At 42.9% G+C, this 22,833-nt stretch carries 25 protein-coding genes and 1 riboswitch; of the genes, 9 read left to right on the forward strand and 16 right to left on the reverse strand.

Features of this window, described 5'->3' with window-relative positions; genetic code table 11:
- The first annotated feature begins 8 nt into the window (after positions 1-8).
- Together NOM01_RS04725 and NOM01_RS04730 are read left to right on the forward strand one after the other, a co-directional pair.
- Entirely contained in the window at positions 9-1,667 is a 1,659-nt protein-coding gene (locus tag NOM01_RS04725; protein ID WP_255747080.1) for a sensor histidine kinase, read from the forward strand.
- The gene (locus NOM01_RS04730; protein ID WP_255746831.1) at positions 1,667-2,434 is read left to right on the forward strand and encodes a LytR/AlgR family response regulator transcription factor; all 768 of its coding nucleotides are present in this window, start codon (positions 1,667-1,669) and stop codon (positions 2,432-2,434) included. Before NOM01_RS04725 ends, NOM01_RS04730 begins: the two co-directional genes overlap by 1 nt.
- Before the next feature lie 163 nt (positions 2,435-2,597).
- Here NOM01_RS04730 and NOM01_RS04735 read toward each other — a convergent pair whose 3' ends face one another.
- From NOM01_RS04735 to NOM01_RS04755, 5 genes are all read right to left on the reverse strand, one after another.
- Positions 2,598-3,728, reverse strand: coding sequence for a vitamin B12 independent methionine synthase (locus NOM01_RS04735; RefSeq protein WP_255746833.1), 1,131 nt, complete (start codon positions 3,726-3,728; stop codon positions 2,598-2,600).
- A 150-nt stretch (positions 3,729-3,878) separates the two neighbouring features.
- Positions 3,879-3,984, reverse strand: a riboswitch (SAM riboswitch).
- A gap of 218 nt (positions 3,985-4,202) precedes the next feature.
- A complete protein-coding gene (locus NOM01_RS04740; protein WP_255746835.1) occupies positions 4,203-4,655 on the reverse strand; it encodes a PepSY domain-containing protein in 453 nt (150 codons plus the stop codon).
- 126 nt (positions 4,656-4,781) lie between these two features.
- Positions 4,782-5,513, reverse strand: a complete 732-nt coding sequence (locus NOM01_RS04745; protein ID WP_255746837.1) for a PepSY domain-containing protein — start codon at positions 5,511-5,513, stop codon at positions 4,782-4,784.
- Positions 5,510-6,868: a sensor histidine kinase gene (locus NOM01_RS04750; RefSeq protein WP_255746839.1), complete on the reverse strand. Its 1,359-nt coding sequence runs from the start codon at positions 6,866-6,868 to the stop codon at positions 5,510-5,512. Before NOM01_RS04750 ends, NOM01_RS04745 begins: the two co-directional genes overlap by 4 nt.
- Positions 6,869-6,872: 4 nt before the next feature.
- Positions 6,873-7,559 (reverse strand): response regulator transcription factor, encoded by a 687-nt coding sequence (locus tag NOM01_RS04755; RefSeq protein ID WP_255746841.1) that lies wholly within the window; start codon positions 7,557-7,559, stop codon positions 6,873-6,875.
- 366 nt (positions 7,560-7,925) lie between these two features.
- On the opposite strand from NOM01_RS04755, the gene NOM01_RS04760 reads away from it, so the two are divergent.
- The 5 genes from NOM01_RS04760 to NOM01_RS04780 all read left to right on the forward strand — a co-directional run bounded on the left by NOM01_RS04760 (position 7,926) and on the right by NOM01_RS04780 (position 12,350).
- A complete protein-coding gene (locus tag NOM01_RS04760; RefSeq protein WP_255746843.1) occupies positions 7,926-8,867 on the forward strand; it encodes an aldo/keto reductase in 942 nt (313 codons plus the stop codon).
- A gap of 152 nt (positions 8,868-9,019) precedes the next feature.
- Positions 9,020-10,057 (forward strand): N-acetylmuramoyl-L-alanine amidase, encoded by a 1,038-nt coding sequence (locus NOM01_RS04765; protein WP_255746845.1) that lies wholly within the window; start codon positions 9,020-9,022, stop codon positions 10,055-10,057.
- A gap of 260 nt (positions 10,058-10,317) precedes the next feature.
- A complete protein-coding gene (locus tag NOM01_RS04770) occupies positions 10,318-10,770 on the forward strand; it encodes a DUF3290 family protein (protein WP_255746846.1) in 453 nt (150 codons plus the stop codon).
- Positions 10,771-10,783: 13 nt separating this feature from the next.
- A complete protein-coding gene (locus tag NOM01_RS04775) occupies positions 10,784-11,452 on the forward strand; it encodes a DUF421 domain-containing protein (RefSeq protein ID WP_255746847.1) in 669 nt (222 codons plus the stop codon).
- A gap of 157 nt (positions 11,453-11,609) precedes the next feature.
- Positions 11,610-12,350 (forward strand): YdcF family protein, encoded by a 741-nt coding sequence (locus NOM01_RS04780; RefSeq protein WP_255746848.1) that lies wholly within the window; start codon positions 11,610-11,612, stop codon positions 12,348-12,350.
- 201 nt (positions 12,351-12,551) lie between these two features.
- Here the strand turns inward: NOM01_RS04780 and NOM01_RS04785 are convergent, their stop codons facing one another.
- The 6 genes from NOM01_RS04785 to NOM01_RS04810 form a co-directional block, all read right to left on the reverse strand.
- Entirely contained in the window at positions 12,552-12,668 is a 117-nt protein-coding gene (locus NOM01_RS04785) for a YjcZ family sporulation protein (RefSeq protein WP_255746849.1), read from the reverse strand.
- Between the two features lie 104 nt (positions 12,669-12,772).
- Positions 12,773-13,585: an energy-coupling factor transporter transmembrane component T family protein gene (locus NOM01_RS04790; protein ID WP_255746850.1), complete on the reverse strand. Its 813-nt coding sequence runs from the start codon at positions 13,583-13,585 to the stop codon at positions 12,773-12,775.
- On the reverse strand, positions 13,582-14,445 hold the full coding sequence (locus NOM01_RS04795; RefSeq protein ID WP_255746853.1) for an energy-coupling factor transporter ATPase: 864 nt from the start codon (positions 14,443-14,445) through the stop codon (positions 13,582-13,584). The genes NOM01_RS04790 and NOM01_RS04795 overlap by 4 nt, the downstream gene beginning before the upstream one ends.
- Positions 14,432-15,292, reverse strand: a complete 861-nt coding sequence (locus NOM01_RS04800; RefSeq protein ID WP_255746855.1) for an energy-coupling factor transporter ATPase — start codon at positions 15,290-15,292, stop codon at positions 14,432-14,434. Before NOM01_RS04800 ends, NOM01_RS04795 begins: the two co-directional genes overlap by 14 nt.
- A gap of 87 nt (positions 15,293-15,379) precedes the next feature.
- Positions 15,380-15,955, reverse strand: coding sequence for an ECF transporter S component (locus NOM01_RS04805; RefSeq protein WP_255746856.1), 576 nt, complete (start codon positions 15,953-15,955; stop codon positions 15,380-15,382).
- A 115-nt stretch (positions 15,956-16,070) separates the two neighbouring features.
- A complete protein-coding gene (locus NOM01_RS04810; protein WP_255746857.1) occupies positions 16,071-16,583 on the reverse strand; it encodes a GNAT family N-acetyltransferase in 513 nt (170 codons plus the stop codon).
- Positions 16,584-16,724: 141 nt separating this feature from the next.
- On the opposite strand from NOM01_RS04810, the gene NOM01_RS04815 reads away from it, so the two are divergent.
- Both NOM01_RS04815 and NOM01_RS04820 read left to right on the forward strand, forming a co-directional pair.
- Positions 16,725-16,994: a glutaredoxin family protein gene (locus tag NOM01_RS04815; protein WP_255746858.1), complete on the forward strand. Its 270-nt coding sequence runs from the start codon at positions 16,725-16,727 to the stop codon at positions 16,992-16,994.
- 252 nt (positions 16,995-17,246) lie between these two features.
- Positions 17,247-17,906, forward strand: a complete 660-nt coding sequence (locus tag NOM01_RS04820; RefSeq protein WP_255746859.1) for a VTT domain-containing protein — start codon at positions 17,247-17,249, stop codon at positions 17,904-17,906.
- Positions 17,907-18,148: 242 nt separating this feature from the next.
- On the opposite strand, the gene NOM01_RS04825 is transcribed toward NOM01_RS04820, so the two are convergent.
- From NOM01_RS04825 to larE, 5 genes are all read right to left on the reverse strand, one after another.
- Positions 18,149-19,150, reverse strand: coding sequence for a HoxN/HupN/NixA family nickel/cobalt transporter (locus NOM01_RS04825; RefSeq protein WP_255746860.1), 1,002 nt, complete (start codon positions 19,148-19,150; stop codon positions 18,149-18,151).
- 50 nt (positions 19,151-19,200) lie between these two features.
- Positions 19,201-19,929, reverse strand: a complete 729-nt coding sequence (locus tag NOM01_RS04830) for an MIP/aquaporin family protein (protein WP_255746861.1) — start codon at positions 19,927-19,929, stop codon at positions 19,201-19,203.
- A gap of 78 nt (positions 19,930-20,007) precedes the next feature.
- Positions 20,008-21,219 carry a nickel pincer cofactor biosynthesis protein LarC gene (larC, locus tag NOM01_RS04835; protein ID WP_255746863.1) on the reverse strand — a complete coding sequence of 404 codons (1,212 nt, stop codon included), beginning with the start codon at positions 21,217-21,219 and terminating at the stop codon, positions 20,008-20,010.
- The gene (gene larB / locus NOM01_RS04840; RefSeq protein ID WP_255746864.1) at positions 21,216-21,986 is read right to left on the reverse strand and encodes a nickel pincer cofactor biosynthesis protein LarB; all 771 of its coding nucleotides are present in this window, start codon (positions 21,984-21,986) and stop codon (positions 21,216-21,218) included. The genes larC and larB overlap by 4 nt, the downstream gene beginning before the upstream one ends.
- Positions 21,979-22,833 (reverse strand): ATP-dependent sacrificial sulfur transferase LarE, encoded by an 855-nt coding sequence (larE, locus tag NOM01_RS04845; RefSeq protein WP_255746866.1) that lies wholly within the window; start codon positions 22,831-22,833, stop codon positions 21,979-21,981. The genes larB and larE overlap by 8 nt, the downstream gene beginning before the upstream one ends.

The following is a 22,833-nucleotide window of genomic DNA, read 5'->3' on the forward strand; positions in this document are numbered from 1 at the left end:
AATTCGTTATGACATCGTTTGTGACCATGCTGTTTCAATTATTTGAGCGGGCAGCATTGCTGATTGTGTTTCTTTTTTTAATTACGAGAATTCCGCGGTTTAAAGAGATATTGCAGCGTGAAAAGCATTCGGCATCCGAGCTTGCGATTCTGACATCCATTTTTTGTTTGTTTGCCATTTTAAGTACCTATTCAGGAATTCATGTGGAAGGATCACTGGTGAATGTCCGTATCGCAACAATTGTGTCGAGCGGAATTCTATTTGGGCCGATTGTCGGATTGATTACCGGTATCGTTTCCGGTACACATCGCTATTTGATTGATATCGGAGGCGTTTCAGCACTTCCGTGTTTTATTACCAGTTCGTTTGCCGGAGTGGTTTCGGTATGGATCCATAAAAAGGTGAAAAAATCGCAGCGTTGGATATATGGTATCGCCGGCGGGATGTTCTGCGAGCTGTTAACGATGGTGCTCATCCTTTTGATGGCCGGTTCGTTTAAACTCGGCTGGAGTATTGTCTCGCAAATTGCTCTGCCCATGATTTTGGGTGAGGTCAATATCGGTTTTATCGTCCTACTGGTCATGAGTGTCGAAGGAGAAAAGGAGAAAATCGCTGCGATGCAGGCGAAGCTTTCTCTGGATATTGCCAATAAGACACTTCCTTATTTTCGTTCTGTTAATAAGGATTCGCTGGCAAAAATCTGCAGCATCATAAAAGAAGAAATTCACGCAGACGCTGTGGCCATGACGGATACAGAAACGGTTCTCGCGTATGTTGGTTTCGGAGAGGAGCGGTACACGGTCGGCAAAAACATTGTCAGCGATTTGACGAAAAAGGTGATCAGTCAAGGACATATTACCTTCTCCAACCATTCGTCGGAGCATCACCTGCCGCAAATTCAATCGGTACTGATTATTCCATTAAAGGAAAAGGATGAAGTTACTGGAACGCTCAAGACGTACTATCGCAAGGCGACAAAAATGACCTACTCTCAGCAAACGCTGGCGATCGGCCTCTCGCAGATGATCTCTACTTTATTAGAGATTTCTCGAATGGAACAAATAAAAGAGGCAGCGAGCAAGGCGGAGCTTCGGGCACTTCAGTCAAAAATTAATCCGCATTTTCTTTTCAATGCACTCAACACGATTGCATCTCTGACGCGCAGAGATCCTGGAAAAGCGCGTGAACTGATTATTCATTTATCCGGATATATGCGTTCGAATATCGAACGGACGGACGAATTGATTGATATGGATGAGGCGATTCAGCAGGTGAAAGACTATGTTGAAATTGAGCGTGCAAGATTCGGCCACCGACTGGAAGTAGCCTATGATCTGGATCCGGTTGATTTAAAAATCCCCAGCCTTCTGATACAGCCGCTCGTGGAAAATGCGATTAAGCATGGAGCGCTGAAAGCAGGCGGACAAGGCAAGGTTACGATAAGCGTCGAGGCATTGAGCCATTGTGTTCGTATCCATGTGAGGGATAATGGACCGGGCATTGATCGGGCAACGATTGATCGTTTGTATCAAGACCAAATGCCGGCAAAGAAAATCGGTTTGCTAAATGTTCATCAGCGCGTAAAATTAATTTATGGGAACGGTCTGATCATTCATCATTTGGCACCGGGAACTGACGTTTATTTCGACATTAAGAAGGTGGATTAATGAAAGCAATTATTGTTGAGGATGAACAATTAGCGCGTGATGAACTTGAATTTTTAATTAAAACATATAGTTCGATCGAAATTACAGACAGCTTTGAAGATGGTCTTGACGTGTTGAAATTTTTACAAGAAAACGAGACCGACGCGATCTTTTTAGATATCAATATTCCGTCTCTTGACGGTATGCTTTTGGCGAGCAACATCAGCAAGTTCAAACGGAAGCCGTATATTATCTTTACCACGGCCTATAAAGAGCACGCGGCAAAGGCGTTTGAACTGGAGGCTTTCGATTATATTTTAAAACCCTATGATGAAAAGCGGATCGCGCCGATGCTTGCCAAACTAGAGGCTGCCTTTCAGCGTGATCATGGATTGACAGGCGAAGCGGCTGATCAACGCGAGCAAGCAGCAGCTCAAAATGAAACAATCGGTCCGCGGCGGATTAATCTGCGTCATGATGAGAAAATCATTGTCAAAGATGTTGATGACATCTATTACGCTGAGGCAAGTGAAAAGGTAACGTTGGTGTATACCAATGATCAGCAATATACAATGCCAATGAGCCTGTCTGAATTTCAGACGATGCTGCCTCAGAAGCTGTTCTTTCGCTGTCACAGGTCTTATTCAGTCAATCTTTCCAAAATACGTGAAATTGTTCCGTGGTTTAATCAGACCTATATGGTACGTTTGAATGATCTTAAGGCTGAAATTCCGGTCAGCAGAAGCAAAGTGAAGGAGTTTCGACAGCGGATGCATTTAGATACGTAATTATTCTGCTGGTCATACTTTGTTGAACCTTTTGCTGTAAAAAAAGTTACTGAATCGGTAATTCAAGATAGTGATAAACAAACCGCTCAGTCGGAATAGGACTGAGCGGTTTGTGCCATCTGATAAAGACTTGTTTGTTAAAAAGTCGGCTTTGACAATGGTGTTAATTGACTTTGTTCCAGATTTTTTTTGCGGTAGTGACGACGAGATCTATTTTTGCCCATTGCTGTGCTTCCGTGAGCTTATTTCCTTCTTCGGTCGATGCAAAGCCGCATTGTGTGGACAAACAGAGATTTTTTAATGGAACATACGCTGTTGCTTCTTCAATTCGTTTCTGCAATCCGTCAACGGATTCCAGTTCGGGAAATTTAGAAGTAACAAGGCCAAGGACCACTTTTTTGCCGGATCCTTCTTTAAAAATCTCTCCGAGCGGAGCAAAGTCGCCGGAACGCTCGTTGTCGTATTCGAGAAAATAACCGTCGAGATTAAGTTGAGCAAGGTATTTTGCAACCGGTCCATAACCGCCGGAGAACAGGAATGTAGACTGGAAATTTCCGCGGCAAATATGGGTCGTCACGGTCAGATCTTCAGGAAGTCCCGCTAAAGCCTTGTTAATTACGGTTACACTGTCTTCGGCAATTTGTTCATATTTTGCCTTCTCCTCAGCATTCTTGGCATTAATAATCTGATCGATCAGAAATGCCCAGGTTGTATCGTCAAGTTGAAGATAACGACAGCCAAGATCATAGAATCGCTGAATCGTTTGATGATAAGCAAGACCCAAATCTGTCAAGAATTCTTCATGTGAGTCGTAAAAATGAACGGCTTCGTCACTGCGATGGTCACGGAAATAGAGAGTCGGGCTGGGGATCGTTTGCTTGACTAGAATGCCTTCCGGTACGATGCTCTGCATAAATTTAAATGCTTCAAAAAAAGGATGTTCCGGATTATAGGAAACCTTGTCAACGAAGCGCACGTTTGTATCGCGTGTTTTTGCCCCTTTGAATTTATAACTTGCATTTTGGGCATAGCTTTCAACACCATTTAATGCGGCAAGAAAATCGAGATGCCACCAGCTGCGGCGGAATTCACCATCTGTGACAGCCTTCAATCCCAATTGGATTTGCTTCTCAACGATTTTCTTTATTGCTTCGTTCTCTACTTGAGTTAATGCTGCCTTGTCAATTTCTCCTGAGTCAAATTTTTCCCGGGCGATTTTCAATTCGGCCGGTCGTAAAAAACTTCCTACCTGATCAAATCTGAATGGTGCTTGTTTTGCAGTGGTTACGGTCACTTCTGTTTCCTCCTCAAAATAGTTTCCTGGTTTAATCATTCTGTTGCAACTGCCTGATCGGTGGTATCGTCCGGAGAGATTGCTTTGACTCAGCTTTTTTTATGCAAAAAAGCCTTCTTCAGGGAGAAGAAGGCTGCGCGTTCAAGTCTCTTCTTATCCCTCCGGCACATCTTGCCAGCTGGGATTAGCACCTTGTCGTGAAACGACGGTTGCTGAAGTGTCATCGGGCCAGTCCCTCAACTTCTCTAGATAAGAAATTATCGTTAAATTATTCGATTGATTTGTAGTTTACGACAAAATGAGATAAAATTCAAGACTTTTTATAAGTCTGTTGAAGAGTTTTAATCTGAAAATCGTATGAAATGACCCCTTCCTTACCATGGAAGTGTTCATCCATTAATTTCAAAAAAAAGCCAGCCTAATTTAGCTGGTTCATAGGACATACTTATTCGATTCGGTCACCTATCGAGTGAATTAGTCCTCATCATCTTCGTCGTCAAAATCATCATGATCGTCATCGTAATCATCATCATCTTGATCAACGGTTATTTTTCCGGTATTGGCATCGACAATGACATCCCTTGACTGGTCCTGGTTGATTACGATTTCAATGTCATAGTGGATTTGTCCGTCATCCACATCGCGGTCCATTTCAGTGGCAGTGCCGGAGTAAGCTTTTTCGGCAATATTGATGGCTTCTGAAGCTGAGATATTTGTCGGTGTCAACCCTCCGGAAGTTTGACTGGATGTGCTGCTTGATTGAGTTTGCTCGTTCGGCTGGTTCTCTTCTGCTGCCTCAGGCTGTTCGACTGTAACCGTAGCTTCGTCTGCCGAAGCCTGATTGGGTGATCCGGCAATCATTCCATAGGCGGTTCCTATTAAAACAATGGCACCGACAATGGCTGCAATGGAAAGAATTCGTTTCATATGAAAATCTCCTCCTAAAATAGATGATCTTTTGTTTACCTATTTATCTTATCCAGGGGAGATTAAGCTAAAAAAAGTGTCAGATTAAAATTTGATGAGAACGTGGAAAGAAAGGCTAAGATACTTTTATTCATCTTCATCAGGCTCATCCTCATCCTCTTCATCTTCGTCCTCGTTCTCAGAATCCCAGCTTACCGTCGTTTTTCCGCTGTACGCATTCACGTATACTTCGGCTGTGTCCTGCTTTGTTTTAATGGTCACTTTGTATTCATACTGATCCTCATTTTCTTCTAATTCTGAATGAACAATTTCTCCGTCAACCTGCTTAAGAGCGATAGAACGCGCTTCCTGTTCACTGATCACTGTTTCTAAACCGTCTTTGCTTGGCTGCTGAGTGTTCAGCACTGAACCATTAGCGGCATCAATAATGGTATGCACAGTTCCGCTTGCCGTCTGAATGGCTACAGAATACGCAGCTTTACCATTTTCAGAAACCTTTTCAATGGATTGAACGTTTCCGGGAACCTGCTTTACGGCAATCGTTTTCGCATCCTCTTCAGTAATAGTATAGCGGTCAGATGACGACGGTGCTTTAATGATCGATAGCTGAACAATTTTACCTGATTCGGCATCCATAATGACGCGGTAGCGGCCATTGTTTCTATCGAGTGTGACGACATAGCGTTTCTCCTCAAGAACTGCTGAGCTTACCTTTCCACCTAATTGATGCACGGCCAATGTTCTGATTTTATTTTTTGGGAGCAGCTGCTCGCGTTGAAGGAATTGGATGAGTGCAACGGTCAGCAGAATAAGTGCGATCATTGAAAAAAGGAGCAGCATCTTTTTTCGACGATTCATTGGCTCACCTCCAATGAAATGGGGAGTACGACCGTGACAACGGTACCCATGTGTTCAATGCTTTTCAGTTTAATTTCACCGTGATGTGCAGCGACGATTTGCCTGGCGATCGCTAATCCGAGCCCTGATCCGCCAGTTTCTCGGCTTCGTGCCTTGTCGACGCGAAAAAAGCGATGAAATACCTTTTCCTGTTCCTTTTCAGGAATACCGATGCCTCGATCCTCAAAATCAATGCAAGCAGTTTGTTTGTCCCGTCGCACATGGACCTTAATCTCTTTTTGACTGTATTTAAGTGCATTATCGAGTAAGATAATTACTAATTGCTTGATTTTTGATGCATCCATATTGAAGATGGTTTGCGGCAAGTCGGATTCAACGGTGATTTTTCGTCCATATGCTTTCTCTAACTTATGTGCCGTACTTCGACACAATTCTACGAGATCTTCACGTTTCATCACAAGTTTTTCCTCGCCACGTGCGAGAAGAAGCATCTGGCGCGTCAGTTCCTTCATACGTAAGGATTCGGAGTGAATGGCTTCGATCGATTCATCAAGCACGTCTTCTTTTTCCTTGCCCCAGCGCTTTAAAAGCTGCACATAGCTTTCAATGACGGTAAGCGGCGTTTTCAGTTCGTGAGACGCATCGGAGACAAATTGCTGCTGTTTATCAAAGTTCTCCTGAAGCTGGTCAATCATGGTGTTGAACGTGCGTGCCATTTGGTGAAGTTCATCCTTCGATTCATGCTTCAGTTCGATCTTTTGAAAATGATTGCTCTGCTGAATCCTTTTCATAGTATGAATCATGGCAACGATCGGGTTCAAGATCAGACGGCTCAAAAGCTTCGCTGCGAAAAAAGTTGGAATCACGATCAAAAGTGAAGCGAGAACAAGAATTACTTTCAGCAGGTTCAGTGTTTGATAGACCGTATCATTTGCTTGAATTATTTGAAGATTGACAATGGTTCCGTCTCGCCAAATCATAGGTACTGTGACAAATGCATGAAGCTGATTGTTAATATCAATCATTTGCTCCAGTTCCCCTTGATAAAAATGATTTTCGTACCGGCGAAAGCGCGCGTCTGTTGCTGCGGCCAGCTTCGTTTTTCCACGCTGATCAATGATGCGGATCATACCTTCGGCCGGCAAATAACCGCGAATCATATGCTCTGGACTGACTTGAGTCGCATTTTCTGCATTTAATGCCGCCATCATCGTCGATGCCTGCTGAGAGGTACGATGAAGCTCGTTATTGAGAGTCATTTGTTTGAAAAACAGATAGACGGCACTGTTGGTCAGAAGAAGCAGGGCTACAAGCAGCGCGGTAGACAGAAGCTGAATTCGGGTCTGCAGTTTCATTGGTTTACTCCTTTAAGACATAACCCACACCTCGTACGGTACGGATTAACGGATGGGCGAAGGGGGCATCGACCTTTTTTCGCAGGTAACGAATGTAGACGTCGACGACGTTCGTATCACCATAGTAATCATATCCCCAAACCGTTGAAAGTATCTGTTCGCGCGTGAGCACATGTTTTTGATTCTGCATCAGAAACAGGAGCAGATCAAATTCACGAGCGGTAAGCTGTATGGTCTGCTTGTCGCGCTTAACTTCCCGGGACCCGGTTTGAAGCGACAAATCAAGAATCTGTAGTTTTTGGTTTTCTTGAATGTCTTCCGAATGTCGTGAGTTTCGCAGACAAGCGCGGATTCTCGCCAGAAGTTCTTCAATTTCAAACGGCTTTGTGATGTAGTCATTTGCCCATTGATCGAGACCGCTGACCTTGTCAATCACAGAGTCACGGGCCGTGACCATAATAATCGGGGTAGAACTGCCGGCGGAGCGAATCCGACGCAATACTTCCATTCCGTTCAGTTGCGGGATCATCACATCGAGCAAAATAAGATCCCATTTTTCAGATTGTGCCTTGTCCAGTGCTTGATGCCCGGTCGCGGCCTTATCAACGATATATCCTTCATGTTCGAGTTCAAGCTCAATGACACGAGCGATTTTTTGCTCATCTTCGACAACTAAAATCTTTTCACTCATTGATACAATCCTTTCTTTGGATGTAGGTTGCCAAATATTTGGAAGCCTGCAGTCTGTGCCAAGTATCGTCATGAAGCTTTTTGTACACGAATGTTTGTATACCATTATCTCATTTTTGGATGAAAGACAGCTGAAAAAAGCATTAAAAAATGATGAGAAACAAACAACAATGATCGATTGGCTTCGCTTCTTATTACTTATACCCAATCGAAACAGCATTAAGTAGACAACTGTTTACAATTGTTTTCTATGCTCTGCATGCAGGACGAACAGATTTCGTACTTTTGAGTTGACAGGCATAACTTTTGACAACGCTGTCACTTCTTTTTTACGATAAAAGTAATCTGTAGGAAAGCTGGCGATCTGATGGAAAAGATTCAAATTGGACGGACAGAATTAACAGTTAATCCGCTCGGACTGGGAACAAATAAAATTGGTGGATACAATCTTTTTCCGAATCTTAATGATGAAACAGGCAAAAAAGTTGTTCAGACTGCGATTGATCAGGGCATTGAGATGATTGACACAGCTTTTATGTACGGGCTTGGGCATTCAGAAGAGCTGATCGGCGAGGTGCTGCAGAAAAATGATCGGCATAAGGTTATTGTAGCTACCAAAGGTGCACAGCAAGTGGCACCCGATGGCTCCGTCACTTTGAATAATACTCCGGAATTCTTGACTAAATCTGTGGATGAGAGTCTGAAACGGCTGCAAACGGACTATTTGGATATTTTTTATATTCATTTTCCGGATCAGGATACACCGAAAGCAGAAGCGGTCGGCGCATTGCAACGATTAAGAGAAGCGGGAAAGCTTCGAGCAATCGGTGTTTCCAATTTCAACTTGGATCAGGTTAAAGAAGCCGATGCAGATGGTTATGTCGATCTTGTGGAAAATCAATACAACTTGCTGCAACAAGATGCTGTCAAGGAATTGGTTCCCTATTTGAATGAGCAGCACATCTCTTTTGTGCCTTATGAACCTTTTGCTGCCGCATTGCTGACCGGTCGTTATTCTCCGGAAAATTTGCCGCACTTCGAGGAGGGAGATCATCGCTTGAACATTGATCTCTACAAACCGGATCAATTGAAAGCAAATGTTACAAAGGTTGAAAAGCTGAAACCAATTGCATCAAAATATGATGCGACCGTGGCTCAGCTCGTTCTTGCATGGTACTTAAAGAATCCGGTGATTGGGCCGGTTATTCCTGGCGCGAGAACTCCTGAACAGCTGCTGGCAAACCTGCAAAGCGAAAGTCTCCAGTTGAGTGATTCTGACTATACGGCCATTGAACAAATTTTTGCATAACATTATGAAACAGCCGCTTGTGAGGCTTTCATCTCATGAACGGCTGTTTTTTTGTTCACCAGGCAAACGTGCTTTTTTCTATATACTAGTGATCTGTCTTTTTCAAAAAAAGATGGACGGACATAAGAATATAGAAAAGGAGCTGTCGAAACATGGCAAAATACAGTATTCATGCCGGACATAATACATTTGTACCCGGTGCGCATGGATATATTAAGGAAGAAGTCGTGGATCGTAAAATTAAAGATGCAGTCATCACATATCTGCGGGCTGACGGTCAAACCGTTTATGATGATACAGACAACGAGGGTAAAACGCAAAATGAAAATTTGTCTGCAATCGTGCAGCATGTGAATGCCCATACCGGTCTCGCTTTAGCCGTATCCATTCATTTGAATGCCGGTGGTGGAACCGGAATAGAGGTTTATCAGTATGACAGTAAAACCGATGCAGCGGCCACACGCGTTTTAAATAATATTTGCGCGGTAACCGGACTGAGAAGCCGTGGCATTAAGAAAAATACAAGCCTTTATGTGCTTAGGAATACCAAATCGCCGGCAATTCTCGTTGAGTGCGGGTTTGTGGATACAAAAACGGATGCAGAGATTGTTTCATCTAAAACCGATGCAATCGGAAAAGCAATTGCTGAAGGAATTGTTAATAAGACGATCACTGCAGACAATGCAGCGAATCAATCAGCAAAACCTGCATCTGCGACACAGACTGCGTCATCTAAGAAAAGCCCATTATTACAAAATAAATCAACGGGTTCTGCTGTCAAGGAACTGCAGCAGGAATTGATTAAAGCCGGTTATTCTATAGGCAAAGCGGGAGCTGACGGTATTTTCGGAACGGCTACTGAACGAGCGGTTCGTGCTCTGCAAAGCGATTATAAAATTGCGGTCGATGGTGTTGTCGGACCAGATACTCGGGCGGCATTGTCAAAAGCGGTGAGTCAGAAAGCGAAGGCGACAGGATCAACAGGAACGTCGGTAGTGACTTATCCTGGAACAGCGATCAAACGAGGCAGTCAAGGAAAAAATGTGGAACGGATTCAACGTGCGTTGTCACTGACTGTTGACGGTATCTTTGGTACGAAGACGGAGTCAGCTGTTAAGGCTTATCAAAAACGTCATGGACTGGCGGTAGATGGAATCGTCGGTCCGAAGACATGGAACATGCTGTTTTGATTTAGAAACGAATGGAGCATGCACAAATGCATGCTTTTTTTGCGCTTGCATTCCTTTACGCGACCATGTGCTCATGCTTTTCGCGGTTTCACTTTAACGGGCACAGTTGCTGTCGTTCATACTTTGCAGCCAATCTTTACTGTCCCGTCATGACACTGATCCTGAACGTTTTTTGTACACGTCGATTAGATTTCATCTGTTCCGTTATAATGAAAAGAGAATTTGATTGTATTCTTCTATAACATAAAGGGATGATATTCTTGAATTTTTACAGCTACCACTACATAGAAAGTCAGACGGACACAGCTGTTTATGTGCAAATTGCCTTTATGGCAGCAATTTTTCTTGCCCTGCTCTTCTTGATATTAAGATTCAGAATAAAGCGTATGCCTTATAAGTATAAAGAGATCAGTGTTCTCCTTCTTGTACTCTTAATCCTGCTTGGCGGCATCCAAGTCAATGATTGGGTAAATAAGGAGCATACACAGTCTGAATACCGCGGAGTACTGAACGAAATGAAACAGCTGGCAAAAGACCTGGATGTTCCTGTAAATCAGATTTATACCAATCATATGACTCCTGAAGAGATTATGTTATACAAAGTGGGCAAAAACTTTTTTCGATTAGAGCATAACGAGGATGATCCGGCTCATTATGTGCTGGAGCAAATTCATGTTCTAAATGGTACGGCTATTAAAATGGTCGATAAATAAAGGAGGAAAAGACATGTTTTCATACATGGATGTAGCAGTAAAGCTCGTCATCGGATTCATATGCTTGATTATTTTCATAAATATGTCGGGTAAAGGAAACTTAGCTCCGATGTCGGCAGCGGATCAAATTCAAAATTATGTATTAGGCGGGATTATCGGTGGTGTGATTTATAATCCCGATATCACGATATTGCAATTTTTGATTGTACTTCTGATTTGGTCCGGACTGATTATCACAACACGGATTCTCAAATCGAAAAACAGCGAGGTACGTAAGTGGATTGACGGAGATCCAATCATCGTTATAAATAAGGGCAAGATGATCCCGGAAAATTTTAAAAAAGCAAATCTGTCTGTCTCTGATTTTTCAACAATGCTGCGTATGCAAGATGTTTACACCATACAGGAAGTACGAAGGGCTCAAGTGGAGCAAAACGGTCATTTAACGGTTTTAAAAAAAGATAGCGACCGGCTTGGGATTATCCTTGTTGCAGAAGGATCGATTGATTATGATATGCTGGATTTGCTGGAAAAAGATGAACAGTGGCTTAAAGAACTGCTTCTGGAACAAGGGATTGACTCTGTTGATGATGTCTTTTGTGCAGAGTACTACAAAGGAACAATCAGCGTTTTCACTGACGATATGAAGAAAACAACGCGCAAAATAGCAGCCGAGAGCTGAATACAAAGGGAATCCAATGCGGGTGAGACGTACTCATCAAGTAAACGATTAAATTAAGGCTTCGTTCAATTTTTTCAGTATGCTCTTTTTTCAAGAAGTTATCATCAATTACTATAGAGAAGAATGAATCCAGATTATCTGATCGGAGAGGTGAAGCATGGAGTATGTCATTAAATTTATTTACGGTTTTTTGCTGCCGCCAGGTTTATTTGTAACATTGCTTGCTGCATTTAGTTTTCAATTGTTTCGAAAAAAGCGAAAATCTGCATATCTCACAGGCGGTTTAACGCTCTTTATGTATCTTTCCTTTATTCCGCTAACCGGGATCCTGCTTGTGCATCCTCTTGAAGAACGTTATCATCCGCCGACTGTGCCAAGGGGAGATGTGATTGTCATGCTAGGAGGCGGGGCAACGCTCGACACCCCCGACATGAATGGAAGCGGGCAGCTTTCCGGAAACGCAGCGAATCGGCTGCTTACTACATACAGACTGTACAGGCAAACAAAACTGCCGATTATTTTATCAGGAGGGAAGGTTTATCCGGATAGTGGGGTTGAAGCGGAGATCGGCAAACGACAGCTGATTGCGCTTGGTGTGCCGAAGGACAAGATCATCGTGGAAAAGAAAAGCATCACGACGAAAACGAATGCCAAGAAGACGAAACAATTGCTTGAACGTTTTCATTTTCGCAGACCTATTTTAGTTACCTCTGCTTTCCATATGCCGCGCGCCGTTTTGATTTTTAATAAGCAGGGCATGCACGTCACAGCTTACCCGACTGATTACTTGGAAAGCAGAAAGGTTTTCCTGTATCCCGGGCAGTTTGTTCCATCTAACGGCGGTGTTGCGTTCACGGCATTGAAGGAATACGTTGGGATCCTTGCTTCACTTTTTTGAAGACATGAAATGCAGATGTGCAGCGAACGGCGTATGAAGATATCTGAAGTTGGGCTGTTTGATACATACATTCTGATTGTGATTGTGCAAAAAAAGAACGTCCACAGTACGGACGCTCTTTTTCAGGAGGCTATGCATTTAACTAGAGACTGCGGCATCAACAGGTGCCGGATGGATGAGTCGCTTCAGAACTCAAACGGATCAGTAACAGAATGCAGCACCAACGATAACTAACAAAATGAACAGTACAACGAGCAAAGCAAAGCCGTTGCCGATTCCGCTACCGCAGCTGGCACCGCCTTTATCTGGACAGCCCATGAAAACACCCCCTCATCAATCGGATACTGCATTATATGTATGCAGTTCCGGTTTTGGGAGGGCGAATGTACCAATTATCGATTTCAATGTCCTATCACGAATGCTTAGAAGAATGACGGAAAAAACAGATTGAAAGCGATGGAGACACCAAAAGCAACACAAAAAAAGACAATCGCTTGAACGTCCAATCGAGACAGCTTGAGTACATTCATTTTCGTTCGCCCGTTCCCGCCTTGATAACAGCGGCATTCAATCGCATTAGTCAATTCGAATGCACGTCTGAAGGAGGACATGAACAAAGGGAGTATGATTGGAAAATAGGCATGGATTTTTTTTATCAGGTTTCCGTTGCTGAAATCAGCACCGCGTGCTTTTTGAGCATCAATAATCCGATCAAATTCTTCGGCGATCGTCGGCAAAAAACGGAGCGTGATCGATAGAGTCATTGAAAGCTCATTAACCGGAAAATGGAATCGTTTAAGCGGGGCGAGAAGCTGTTCAAGCCCTGCAGCGAGCGCATTCAGCGAGGTTGTGTATGTAATCAGCGAGCATCCGGCAATGAGCGCAGTTAAGCGGACAAGCAATGTAAACCCTACAAATAAACCTTGATCTGTAATCCGGATAAAGGAATAGTGAAATACAGGATCACCGGATACGTAGAAAATATTAATCAAAGCAGTGAAGACAATGACTGGAATCATTGGCCGTACGGCTCGAAACACTTTTCTTGCCGGAACATGAGAACAAGCAATCAGAAATAAGAGCAAGAAGATGAGAAAACACAGACTCAGCGCACTTCTGGATATGAAAACTTGAATAATAAAAACAAAGGTAAGGACAATTTTTGTCCGCGGATCAAGTCGGTGCAAGAGCGAATGGCCGGGAAGAAATTGGCCGACAGTAATATCGCGCGTCATTCATGATCCTTCCTTTCAAATAATCTCAAAAGCTCATGCTCCGCTTGATCCATCGTAACAGCAGAGGTGTCGACAGAGTATCCCTTCGCTTTCAAACCAAGCAGAACTTTAGTCATTTGCGGGACGTCAAGACCGAGCTGCATCAGTTCATCTGCATGAGCAAAAACTGAGGGCACCGATCCTTCAAAAGCGGTCTTTCCTTTATCAAGGACAAGCACTCGCTGCACATGTTCAGCAATATCTTCCATACTATGAGAAACCATAATAATGGCCGTATTTGTTTTCCGACGATACTGTTCTATGTGTTTAAGCAGGTTGCGGCGTCCTTCAGGGTCCAGCCCGGCCGTCGGTTCATCCAGCACTAGCACCGCCGGTTTCATCGCCATGACGCCGGCAATTGCGACACGCCGCATCTCTCCGCCCGACATTCGAAACGGATTTCGATCCAAATACGAATCGTCTAGACCGACAAAATGCAGAGCTTCAAGAACGCGCTGATTGATCGTTTCTTGATCAAGCCCCATATTCTTTGGTCCGTATGCAATATCTTGAGCGACAGTATCTTCAAAGATTTGAGTTTCCGGATATTGAAAGACAAGTCCGATCTGAAAACGAACGGAGCGAATTTGTCTTGGATTTTTCCAAATATCCTCGTTGTTTACGAGGACTTGTCCGGAATCGGGGCGGAGTAATCCGTTAAAGTGACGAATTAACGTTGATTTTCCAGAACCGGTATGACCAATGATGCCAATAAAATCACCACGGTCAACAGATAAAGAAATGTTTTGGAGCGCCTGCTTCTCAAATGGAGTGCCGGCGCCATAACGGAAACTGATTGTCCTAAGCTCAATAATGGCCATAACGTTCCTCCAAAGCAGCAGCCAAGGCGTCCACGCATTGGTCGATTTGAACCATTCGTTTGGGAATAAGGATGCCATGCTGTCGCATGCGATGGGTTAATTCGGTAATTTGCGGGACATCCAGCTTTAGCTTCTTTAAGAGTTCGATTTGCTCGAATGTATTTTCAGGCGTATCATCCGATGCAATTTGTCCCTGATCCATCAGAATCACTCGTTTCGCTCGTGCAGCTTCCTCCATGTGATGTGTGATCAGCACAATTGTGATACCCAATTCACGATTAAGTCGGCAAATGGTCTTCATCACATCGGAGCGGCCTTTTGGATCCAGCATTGATGTCGGTTCGTCAAGGACAATGCACTGTGGTCGCATCGCAAGAATTCCTGCGATTGCAACGCGCTGTTTCTGACCTCCTGATAATTTAAAAGGGGTATGCCTTTTGTAATCAAGCATATCAACAGCATCAAGTGCCCAATTTACGCGACTGCGAATTTCTGAAGGCGCTATACCAAGATTCTCCGGCGCAAAGGCTACATCTTCTTCAACAATTGTTGAAATTAATTGATTATCGGGATTTTGGAATACCATTCCGATCGTTTTTCTGATCTCGAATTGGTTTTTCTCGTCATTTGTATCCCTGCCGTTTACAAGTACCGTACCATCTGAAGGCGTCAGCAATGCGTTGAAATGCTTGGCAAGCGTTGATTTTCCGCATCCGTTTGATCCGAGAATAGCAATGAATTCTCCGTTTCGAATAGTCAAATCAATCCCGTTTAATATCCATTCGTTTTGGGATTGATGATGTAAATATTGAAAATGAAGGTTCTTCGTTTCAATCAGAGCGCTCATGTGAACTCTCCCTAAATGTAAGAATAGGTGCAGATATAAAAAAGTTCGGACCAATTAACTGTCCGAACTTAATCATACACGGTTTAATTAAATTTTGGAAACTCCTTTGTTTGAGTCGAAAACCGACAATCCTTTCTTTAATGGGAAATAGAGAGCGGTAACGATAATCACGGTTGAGACTGCATTAATCGCCGTTGCCGGCAGACTAGTAAATGCAGCAACCACTGAGGGTCCAAATGCACTTCCGAGAAGCAGTTTTTCAATCAAGCCGTGCAGGAACTCAAGTACAATTTTTGATGCACCTGCAACCAGCGCGAGAACGAAGATATTCACTGGTTTGTCAACATGCTTCAGAAGGCGGAAGGCAAAGCTTACGATGCCTGCGACTAGAAAAGCGAGGATGACGGTTACCGGTGCTGTTGACGCATAGCCGCTGAGCAGATCGAAAAGTCCGAGACCGATTGCGCCTGCAAGACCGCCGCGAAATCCTCCGAGAAGCAGGACGGCGAGTACGAGAAGCGAATTTCCGAAATGAATGAATGGTGCACCGACTGCTGCCGGAAGCGGGATTCTCAGAGCAGAGATGCCAAGGTACGTTACTGCGGCAAACAGTGCGACGAGTACAATGTCACGAACACCAAATGATTTCTTTTGATTGCTCATTGTTCGATTCTCCTTTAAAATAATGATGAATAATTTTATTAGGCCCATAAAACCCACTGATCTACAGGGGATTAAGAATGATTTTACTATTTGCCTCATGAACTGTCAATAGAATTCAGCAAATGGTTAACGAAGCTGTGGAAAGCCGATATGAATGACCGAAATGCGTTTTTTTATATGCGGAGAAACCACATTTTTGGAATGCACGCCTTGATCCGATATTATCGTCATAGATGTCTTCTACATAGAGTTCCTTCATTCCATGTTTCACTGCTCTCATTATTAATGTGCGGATGACCTGACTTCCGATTCCTTTGCCGCGATACACTGGATCGCCAATGACGATTGGCAGATCATGAGGACATAGTGTAACGTCCCCTATGGCATGAAACAATCCGTTTTCTGCACATTCAATGTAGTATAATTCGCCATGCTGCTCAAGGTAATCATACATCCGTTTTAAACGTTCTTTATCAAATGGTGCGGCTTTGTTTCTGCAGACAAGCCGTAATGTTTCTTCATCTTGGTACCAAGATGAAGCTTGGGGGACGATCGTGTCGAATTTGCGGAGACGGAGATCAGGTGAGATACTGAGCATTTCCGGTTGATCTACATCAAACAGATTCATCTAAAAATCCCTCCATTATTAATGCTGTGCCTTAAGTATACATCAATTTTTCTTATATGCGATCAGTTCAATGGTCAGGAAACAGGTTGCATGACAGAATCAGTGATCATTGGTTACAATAGAAAAAAGGGAGTGAACATAATGGCTGCAAAAAAAGTATTGATGATAACAAAAAAAGTATGTCCATATTGTGATCGGGCAAAGATGGTGCTGAACCATGCGCTCGACGGAAAATACAATGATCAAATTGAAATGTTCGTGCGTGAAGATGATGAAGAACGGTTTGCGCAGCTGAAAGAAAAGTATCAATTTATGACTGTTCCGACATTCATCGATAAGAAAACCGGAAAAACGTTGAGTGATTCACAAGAACAAACGATCACGGCCTTCATGAAAGAAGCAATCGGCTGATTTTGTTTGGATACCCGAGATTCTAATCTCGGGCTTTTTTTGTTCAATGAGCCCAAAAAAGTGATGAACAACATAATCTTTTAACACAGGTTTTGTTAAGAAATTTTTAAGAGTCATTGATTAGTATTGTGAGAATGAAAATTGGGGTTTTCTAATGACAGAAAATAAGTTACGATGAAAGTTAGGTTCAAGCTTTGCCGACAGACATTTTTTATTTTTGTTTGAAACAGAAAAATCTAAGGAGACGTGTTGATGAATTCTGTATCGTGGTTTATTGATGTCTTTCTGCATATTGATCAATTTCTTACCCAAATTGTGAATCAATATGGTGCATGGACGTATGCAATCTTATTTATTGTAATTTTCATTGAAACGGGGCTGGTCATTTGTCCGTTTCTTCCGGGTGACTCGCTGCTGTTTGCTGCCGGCGCAATCGCTGCCCACAGCGGCACAGAACTCAACATTTGGCTGCTCGTGATTTTAATTGCTATTGCTGCGGTACTTGGCGATACCATTAATTATTGGATTGGTCGTGAGATTGGCCAATCGCTGGAAAGTCATAATCGTTTTCACAAACTGATCAATAGAGAAAAAATGGAGAAAGCGCAGCACTTTTTCAATAAATATGGAGGCTTTGCTGTATTTCTCGGCCGCTTTGCACCATTCATCCGCACGTTTATCCCGTTCATTGCAGGAGCAAGCCGCATGCATTACCCATTTTTTCTTTTATACAATATATTAGGCGGTGTCGTTTGGACATTGGCTGGCCTAATGGCCGGTTTCTTCTTCGGACAAATCCCGTTCATTAAGGACAATTTCTCTTTAATGATGCTGTTGATCGTATTTGTGTCGCTCTTGCCAATGCTGCTTGTCATGATTAAAAATATGTTCAAGGGAAAACGTTTTGATTAATTGTTTTGTTGATTTTTCGAATCATTAGCACCGATTTATTTGCATGCTTGAATTTAATTTCAGCTATTTAAAGCATTACGCCCCTACTTAAAAGATGAGTCTTTTGAGTAGGGGTGTATGTTTGTTTTGTCTAAAATGAATTACCGGATACACAATGGTATGTACGATAAAGAAATGTATTGTATTTTTTTTAGTTTGGTACAAAAATACTCGTCAGTATAGGCAAAGCAATTTGTTTCTGACTATTGTCTTAGTATTGCTTTATCTTTCCGCCAAAGGATAAATGCGATCAACCATGATGTGAGTAGTAACGAAACAAGTAAATAGCCGATTGAATTCAAAGTTAACGAACGTATCAAATGCCAAAACCAACCCTTCCATTGAAAAAGGCTGGAGAATGTTTGCCCCAATTCTATAAAGCCTATAGACACGGCTGCAAAGACAGACAAACTTGTAATGATTAAATTATAAATAATCTTTCTAGCGGGATTCAGTAGCGCCATTTTGTAGGCACGTGACATCATGACAGAATCCAGCGTATCGACAATAATCATGCCTGACGCAAATAATAAAGGGATTGAAAGAATTGCCGGAACTGAAAAGAATCCCTTTGTCATTTCAGCTGATATAGCAAGTACAGCAACCTCAGTAGTTGTATCAAAGCCCAATCCAAACAAAAAGCCTATTGGATAAATGTGGTAACTACGGTTTACAAAATGAAAGAGACGATGGAAAACCCGAGTTAAAAATCCATAGGGTGCGTCTGTCATTTCTTCATTGACCATATTTGTGTCTCTTTTTCTAAATGCTCTAATTAAATTTGAGAGCGTCATTAAATTTAATGTAGCAATCAAAAGTAGAAACACCCCTGAAATAAATGGACCGAAAAAGCCGCCAATTTGACTGATGATACCAAATTGTTTTTGAGACCAGTGAACAAACAGGCTCATAAGTAAGGACATAATGATGACCACGGTTGAATGACCGAACGAAAAGAAAAAACCGACCCCGGAAGAATTCTGTTTCTGCTCAACGAGTTTGCGTACGGTATTGTCGATCGCTGCAATATGATCCGCATCAAATGCATGACGCAAGCCAAGTAGATAGGCAATGAAACCTGCTCCCATCATTGCCGGATGAAAGCCTGATACAATGAAGAAAAGAACGAAACTCATTACATTGAATAGAATACATGTCATAATGTAAACGACACTGTGCCGATGAATTTGAATAGTTGGTTTCATTGGAAAAGCCTCATTTCATGACAAAAAATAGAACATAGTATAGATGGAAATTAATAGACTCCTTTAAAAAGTAGAACAGCACAGATAGCAGCAATGATCGGCGAAACGACAGGAATCCATGAATAGTTCCAATCAGAAGTACCTTTCTGCCGCAAGGGGAAAAGGGCATGTACAATACGCGGCCCGAGATCACGTGCTGGATTTAGTCCAGGACCGGTTGGACCTCCAAGTGATGCAACAAGTGCCCATACAAGGAACCCTACCCCAAGTTGAGCGACTCCTGCTTCGTGAATCAATGCAGGTGAATGACTGATCAGCATCGCGCCAAAAACAAGAATAAATGTACCAAGGAATTCATTAATAAAGCCATCCCAATGGCTTCCTGATGCTGAAATTGTTGAGCAAGTTCCTAAGATTGCTTGAAAATTATCCGTTTGATCATAAAAGGGTTTATAAGCAAAAATTAATAAGATCTGTCCGAGCATTGCCCCGATCATTTGGGCAACAATATAGGGAAGCACGTCGGACCATGGTAAAAGTCCTCCGACAGCTGTTCCCAATGTGATTGCCGGATTAATCTGGCAGCCGCTGATCGGGCCGAACATCATGACGGGAATCATGACACCGAAACCGTAACCAACGGCAATAATCATCCAACCGTTGTGGTAGCCTTTGGTCCCTTTTAATTCAACGTTTGCAACGGCACCATTTCCTAAAATGATCATAATTGCAGTGCCGATGAGTTCACTAATACAGCGAACGGCTAATGAGTAAGTCATCTTGTTATCTTTCCTTCCGTTGCAATATTCTTTAAGTTTTATTTGCACGAGTCAATTTTTGGACATCGTGCTCATGGTTTAACTTTTCTGTAATTGAAGAATGCTTTGCCTGGCTGCATCATAAATAGCAGACAGTGGAACCTGTTTTTCTTCAGCAAGATAAGCGCAATCATCAAATTCCGGTGCCCATTTCTCAACGGCATTTCGAGTGGCATGTTTGACATGAATTTGGCCATAGGGTGTTGATAACCGAATAAATTCTCGTTGCATCTTATAGCGCGGACAATGAGAAACGCGTACGCCAAGGGTAGTCGTTTCCTTGAAAATAATTTCTGAGAATTTTTCTTCATCTTCAGGTTTCGCAAGTACAGAGAGTTTAAATGCTGGCCGGTTTTTTTTCATATATATTGGTGTATAATAGACGTCCAAAGCCCCTTTACACAGTAAGTGGTTCATCGCGTAGCCAAGCATTTCACCTGTTTGGTTATCAATATTTGCTTCAAGTAGAACGACTTCATCCTGTGTATTTTTCTCTGCTCTTAATTGTTCACCGAGGATACCCCGCAGAGCATTTATTTGACCTGTATCTCGTTTGCCTGTTCCGTATCCGATTCGTTGAATATCCATCACAGGAATGGTTCCAAAATTGCTGGCGATGGTTTTAATAATGGCCATTCCGGTCGGTGTGATCAGTTCAGTTGCCACATCGTCTTGAATATAGGGAATCGTTCGGTTGCTTGACGCGAGCATTTGCGCTACGGCAGGAACCGGAACGGGCATTTGACCATGGGCGCAGGTAATGAAGCCATGACCATCGTGCAGTGGCGAGGCATAAGTCTTCTTAATACCCAGTTTTTCTAAACCGATAAATGTGCCGACTATGTCAATAATACTGTCGACTGCGCCAACCTCATGGAAATGCACGTCATCAATTGATTTGCCGTGAACGTGGGCTTCTGCTTGAGCAACTTCTTCAAACACACGTACTGACATCGTCTTGACCCATTTGGATAGAGAACTTTCATTGATGATTTCACAGCAGTCTGACAAATTACGATGATGAGCATGGTGATGCTTCATATCATGGGCATCATGAGCAAGTACGACATCTACATCACTGCCGCAAATGGCTCCTGTTCGTTTTTTTGAATAGTGAATCGTGTAGTCGCCCATATTCATTTTTTTTAATTCTTCGGTCAGATAGGTTTCTTCAAGTCCTAAGTCAATGAACATGCCCAAAAGCATATCTCCGCTTATTCCAGAGAAACAGTCTAAGTATAAAACCTTCATGATTGACACCCATTCTTTATTTCTTTTATAATCAAGTTGGCGCTGTATGCGGCACCAAAACCATTATCGATATTGACAACGCTCACGCCGCTGGAACAACTGTTCAGCATGGACAGCAGGGCAGCAAGACCGTTGAAACTGGAACCGTATCCGACACTTGTCGGAACGGCAATGACCGGATGGTCAACCAAACCTCCGACGACGCTGGCTAATGCACCTTCCATACCTGCGATGACGATAATGACATCCGCTTTTCTGATTTTATCAAGCTGAGCGAATAACCGATGAATGCCGGCAACTCCGACGTCATAGATACGTTCTACCGAGTTGCCGAATGCTTCAGCAGTTATTGCTGCTTCTTCAGCCACCCCGATGTCCGAGGTTCCGGCAGTGACAACGGCAAGATAATGCGTATTTGACGTGTTTGTTTTCGACGGATGAATGACGATGCAGCGCGCCTCACGGTAATATACGGCTTCAGGAACAACTTCCAATACTCCTTGATAGTCTTGTTCCGAAGCGCGTGTTGCAAGAACGGTGTTTCCTGTTCGGGCAAGCACATCGGCAATCTTCTGTGTTTGTTTCACTGTTTTTCCTTCACAATAGATGACCTCAGGAAATCCGTTGCGAAGCTTGCGATGATGGTCAATTTTGGCAAAGCCGAGATCTTCGAACGGTAATGTTTTTAAATGTCCGGCTGCTTCGTCAAGATCCATGGTTCCGTCTTTAACTTGAGACAACAAGGCTCTTAAGTTGTCTTCATACATGACTACTCATTCTCACTTTGATTTTTGTTTTATTATCTAAGGTTTCATTTAAACTGCCTCGTCGATAACCTTGCAGATCGAGTGTTGTATAAGCAAATCCAATTTTGCGAAACTGTTCGGCCACGTGGTCCATCACTTCGGTATTAAAGAAGATCTGGCGTTCCTCCGGTGCAACTTCAATTCTCGCAATATTTCCGTGATGATAACGCACACGCAGATTACGAATATTCATTTCTTTCAAAACCCGTTCCGCTGCGCTGATTTTCTTTAATTTTTCCTCAGTAATGTGTTCTCCATATTGAACACGTGAAGCAAGACATGCGCTGGCCGGCTTGTTCCATGTCGGCAAATGATACATCTTTGAGAAGAAGCGGATATCCTCTTTTGTCATACCCGCTTCCTTGAGCGGACTGACGACACCGATCTCTTTTAGTGCACGCATGCCGGGTCGAAAATCACCTTTGTCGTCAAGATTAATTCCGGCGGCCAGCCAATGGATGCCTTGTTTTTGCGCTTCTTTGGACATACTGCTGAATTCCATCGCCTTGCAGTAATAGCAGCGATTTGCTGAGTTGTGCCGAAAATCAGCTCTTTCAAGTTGATTCATTTGAATAATTTTGTAATTGACAGTATTGTTTTTTAGAAACGATTTAACATCTTTTAAATCGTCTTCAGTGACTGTCGGTGATTGAATGGTTAGTGCCAAGGCACCATCCTGCAATTCTTCTTGAGCTACTTTTAATAAAAAGGTACTGTCGACACCGCCGGAGAATGCAATCGCTATTTTCTTGTATCCGTGCAGCAGTGTTTTCAATTTATCTAGTTTAGAAGCTTGCGAGGGCAGCAT

Source organism: Sporolactobacillus sp. STSJ-5, from assembly GCF_024385605.1.
In the GTDB taxonomy this organism is placed as follows: Bacteria; Bacillota; Bacilli; order Bacillales; family Sporolactobacillaceae; genus Sporolactobacillus.

Coding starts and splice junctions, on each gene's coding strand:
- NOM01_RS04725 (WP_255747080.1), top strand. CDS start 9: ATGACATCGTTTGTGACCATGCTGTTTCAATTATTTGAGCGGGCAGCA.
- NOM01_RS04730 (WP_255746831.1), top strand. CDS start 1,667: ATGAAAGCAATTATTGTTGAGGATGAACAATTAGCGCGTGATGAACTT.
- NOM01_RS04740 (WP_255746835.1), bottom strand. CDS start 4,655: ATGAAACGAATTCTTTCCATTGCAGCCATTGTCGGTGCCATTGTTTTA.
- NOM01_RS04745 (WP_255746837.1), bottom strand. CDS start 5,513: ATGAATCGTCGAAAAAAGATGCTGCTCCTTTTTTCAATGATCGCACTT.
- NOM01_RS04750 (WP_255746839.1), bottom strand. CDS start 6,868: ATGAAACTGCAGACCCGAATTCAGCTTCTGTCTACCGCGCTGCTTGTA.
- NOM01_RS04755 (WP_255746841.1), bottom strand. CDS start 7,559: ATGAGTGAAAAGATTTTAGTTGTCGAAGATGAGCAAAAAATCGCTCGT.
- NOM01_RS04760 (WP_255746843.1), top strand. CDS start 7,926: ATGGAAAAGATTCAAATTGGACGGACAGAATTAACAGTTAATCCGCTC.
- NOM01_RS04765 (WP_255746845.1), top strand. CDS start 9,020: ATGGCAAAATACAGTATTCATGCCGGACATAATACATTTGTACCCGGT.
- NOM01_RS04775 (WP_255746847.1), top strand. CDS start 10,784: ATGTTTTCATACATGGATGTAGCAGTAAAGCTCGTCATCGGATTCATA.
- NOM01_RS04780 (WP_255746848.1), top strand. CDS start 11,610: ATGGAGTATGTCATTAAATTTATTTACGGTTTTTTGCTGCCGCCAGGT.
- NOM01_RS04785 (WP_255746849.1), bottom strand. CDS start 12,668: ATGGGCTGTCCAGATAAAGGCGGTGCCAGCTGCGGTAGCGGAATCGGC.
- NOM01_RS04790 (WP_255746850.1), bottom strand. CDS start 13,585: ATGACGCGCGATATTACTGTCGGCCAATTTCTTCCCGGCCATTCGCTC.
- NOM01_RS04795 (WP_255746853.1), bottom strand. CDS start 14,445: ATGGCCATTATTGAGCTTAGGACAATCAGTTTCCGTTATGGCGCCGGC.
- NOM01_RS04800 (WP_255746855.1), bottom strand. CDS start 15,292: ATGAGCGCTCTGATTGAAACGAAGAACCTTCATTTTCAATATTTACAT.
- NOM01_RS04805 (WP_255746856.1), bottom strand. CDS start 15,955: ATGAGCAATCAAAAGAAATCATTTGGTGTTCGTGACATTGTACTCGTC.
- NOM01_RS04810 (WP_255746857.1), bottom strand. CDS start 16,583: ATGAATCTGTTTGATGTAGATCAACCGGAAATGCTCAGTATCTCACCT.
- NOM01_RS04815 (WP_255746858.1), top strand. CDS start 16,725: ATGGCTGCAAAAAAAGTATTGATGATAACAAAAAAAGTATGTCCATAT.
- NOM01_RS04820 (WP_255746859.1), top strand. CDS start 17,247: ATGAATTCTGTATCGTGGTTTATTGATGTCTTTCTGCATATTGATCAA.
- NOM01_RS04825 (WP_255746860.1), bottom strand. CDS start 19,150: ATGAAACCAACTATTCAAATTCATCGGCACAGTGTCGTTTACATTATG.
- NOM01_RS04830 (WP_255746861.1), bottom strand. CDS start 19,929: ATGACTTACTCATTAGCCGTTCGCTGTATTAGTGAACTCATCGGCACT.
- larC (WP_255746863.1), bottom strand. CDS start 21,219: ATGAAGGTTTTATACTTAGACTGTTTCTCTGGAATAAGCGGAGATATG.
- larB (WP_255746864.1), bottom strand. CDS start 21,986: ATGTATGAAGACAACTTAAGAGCCTTGTTGTCTCAAGTTAAAGACGGA.
- larE (WP_255746866.1), bottom strand. CDS start 22,833: ATGCTGCCCTCGCAAGCTTCTAAACTAGATAAATTGAAAACACTGCTG.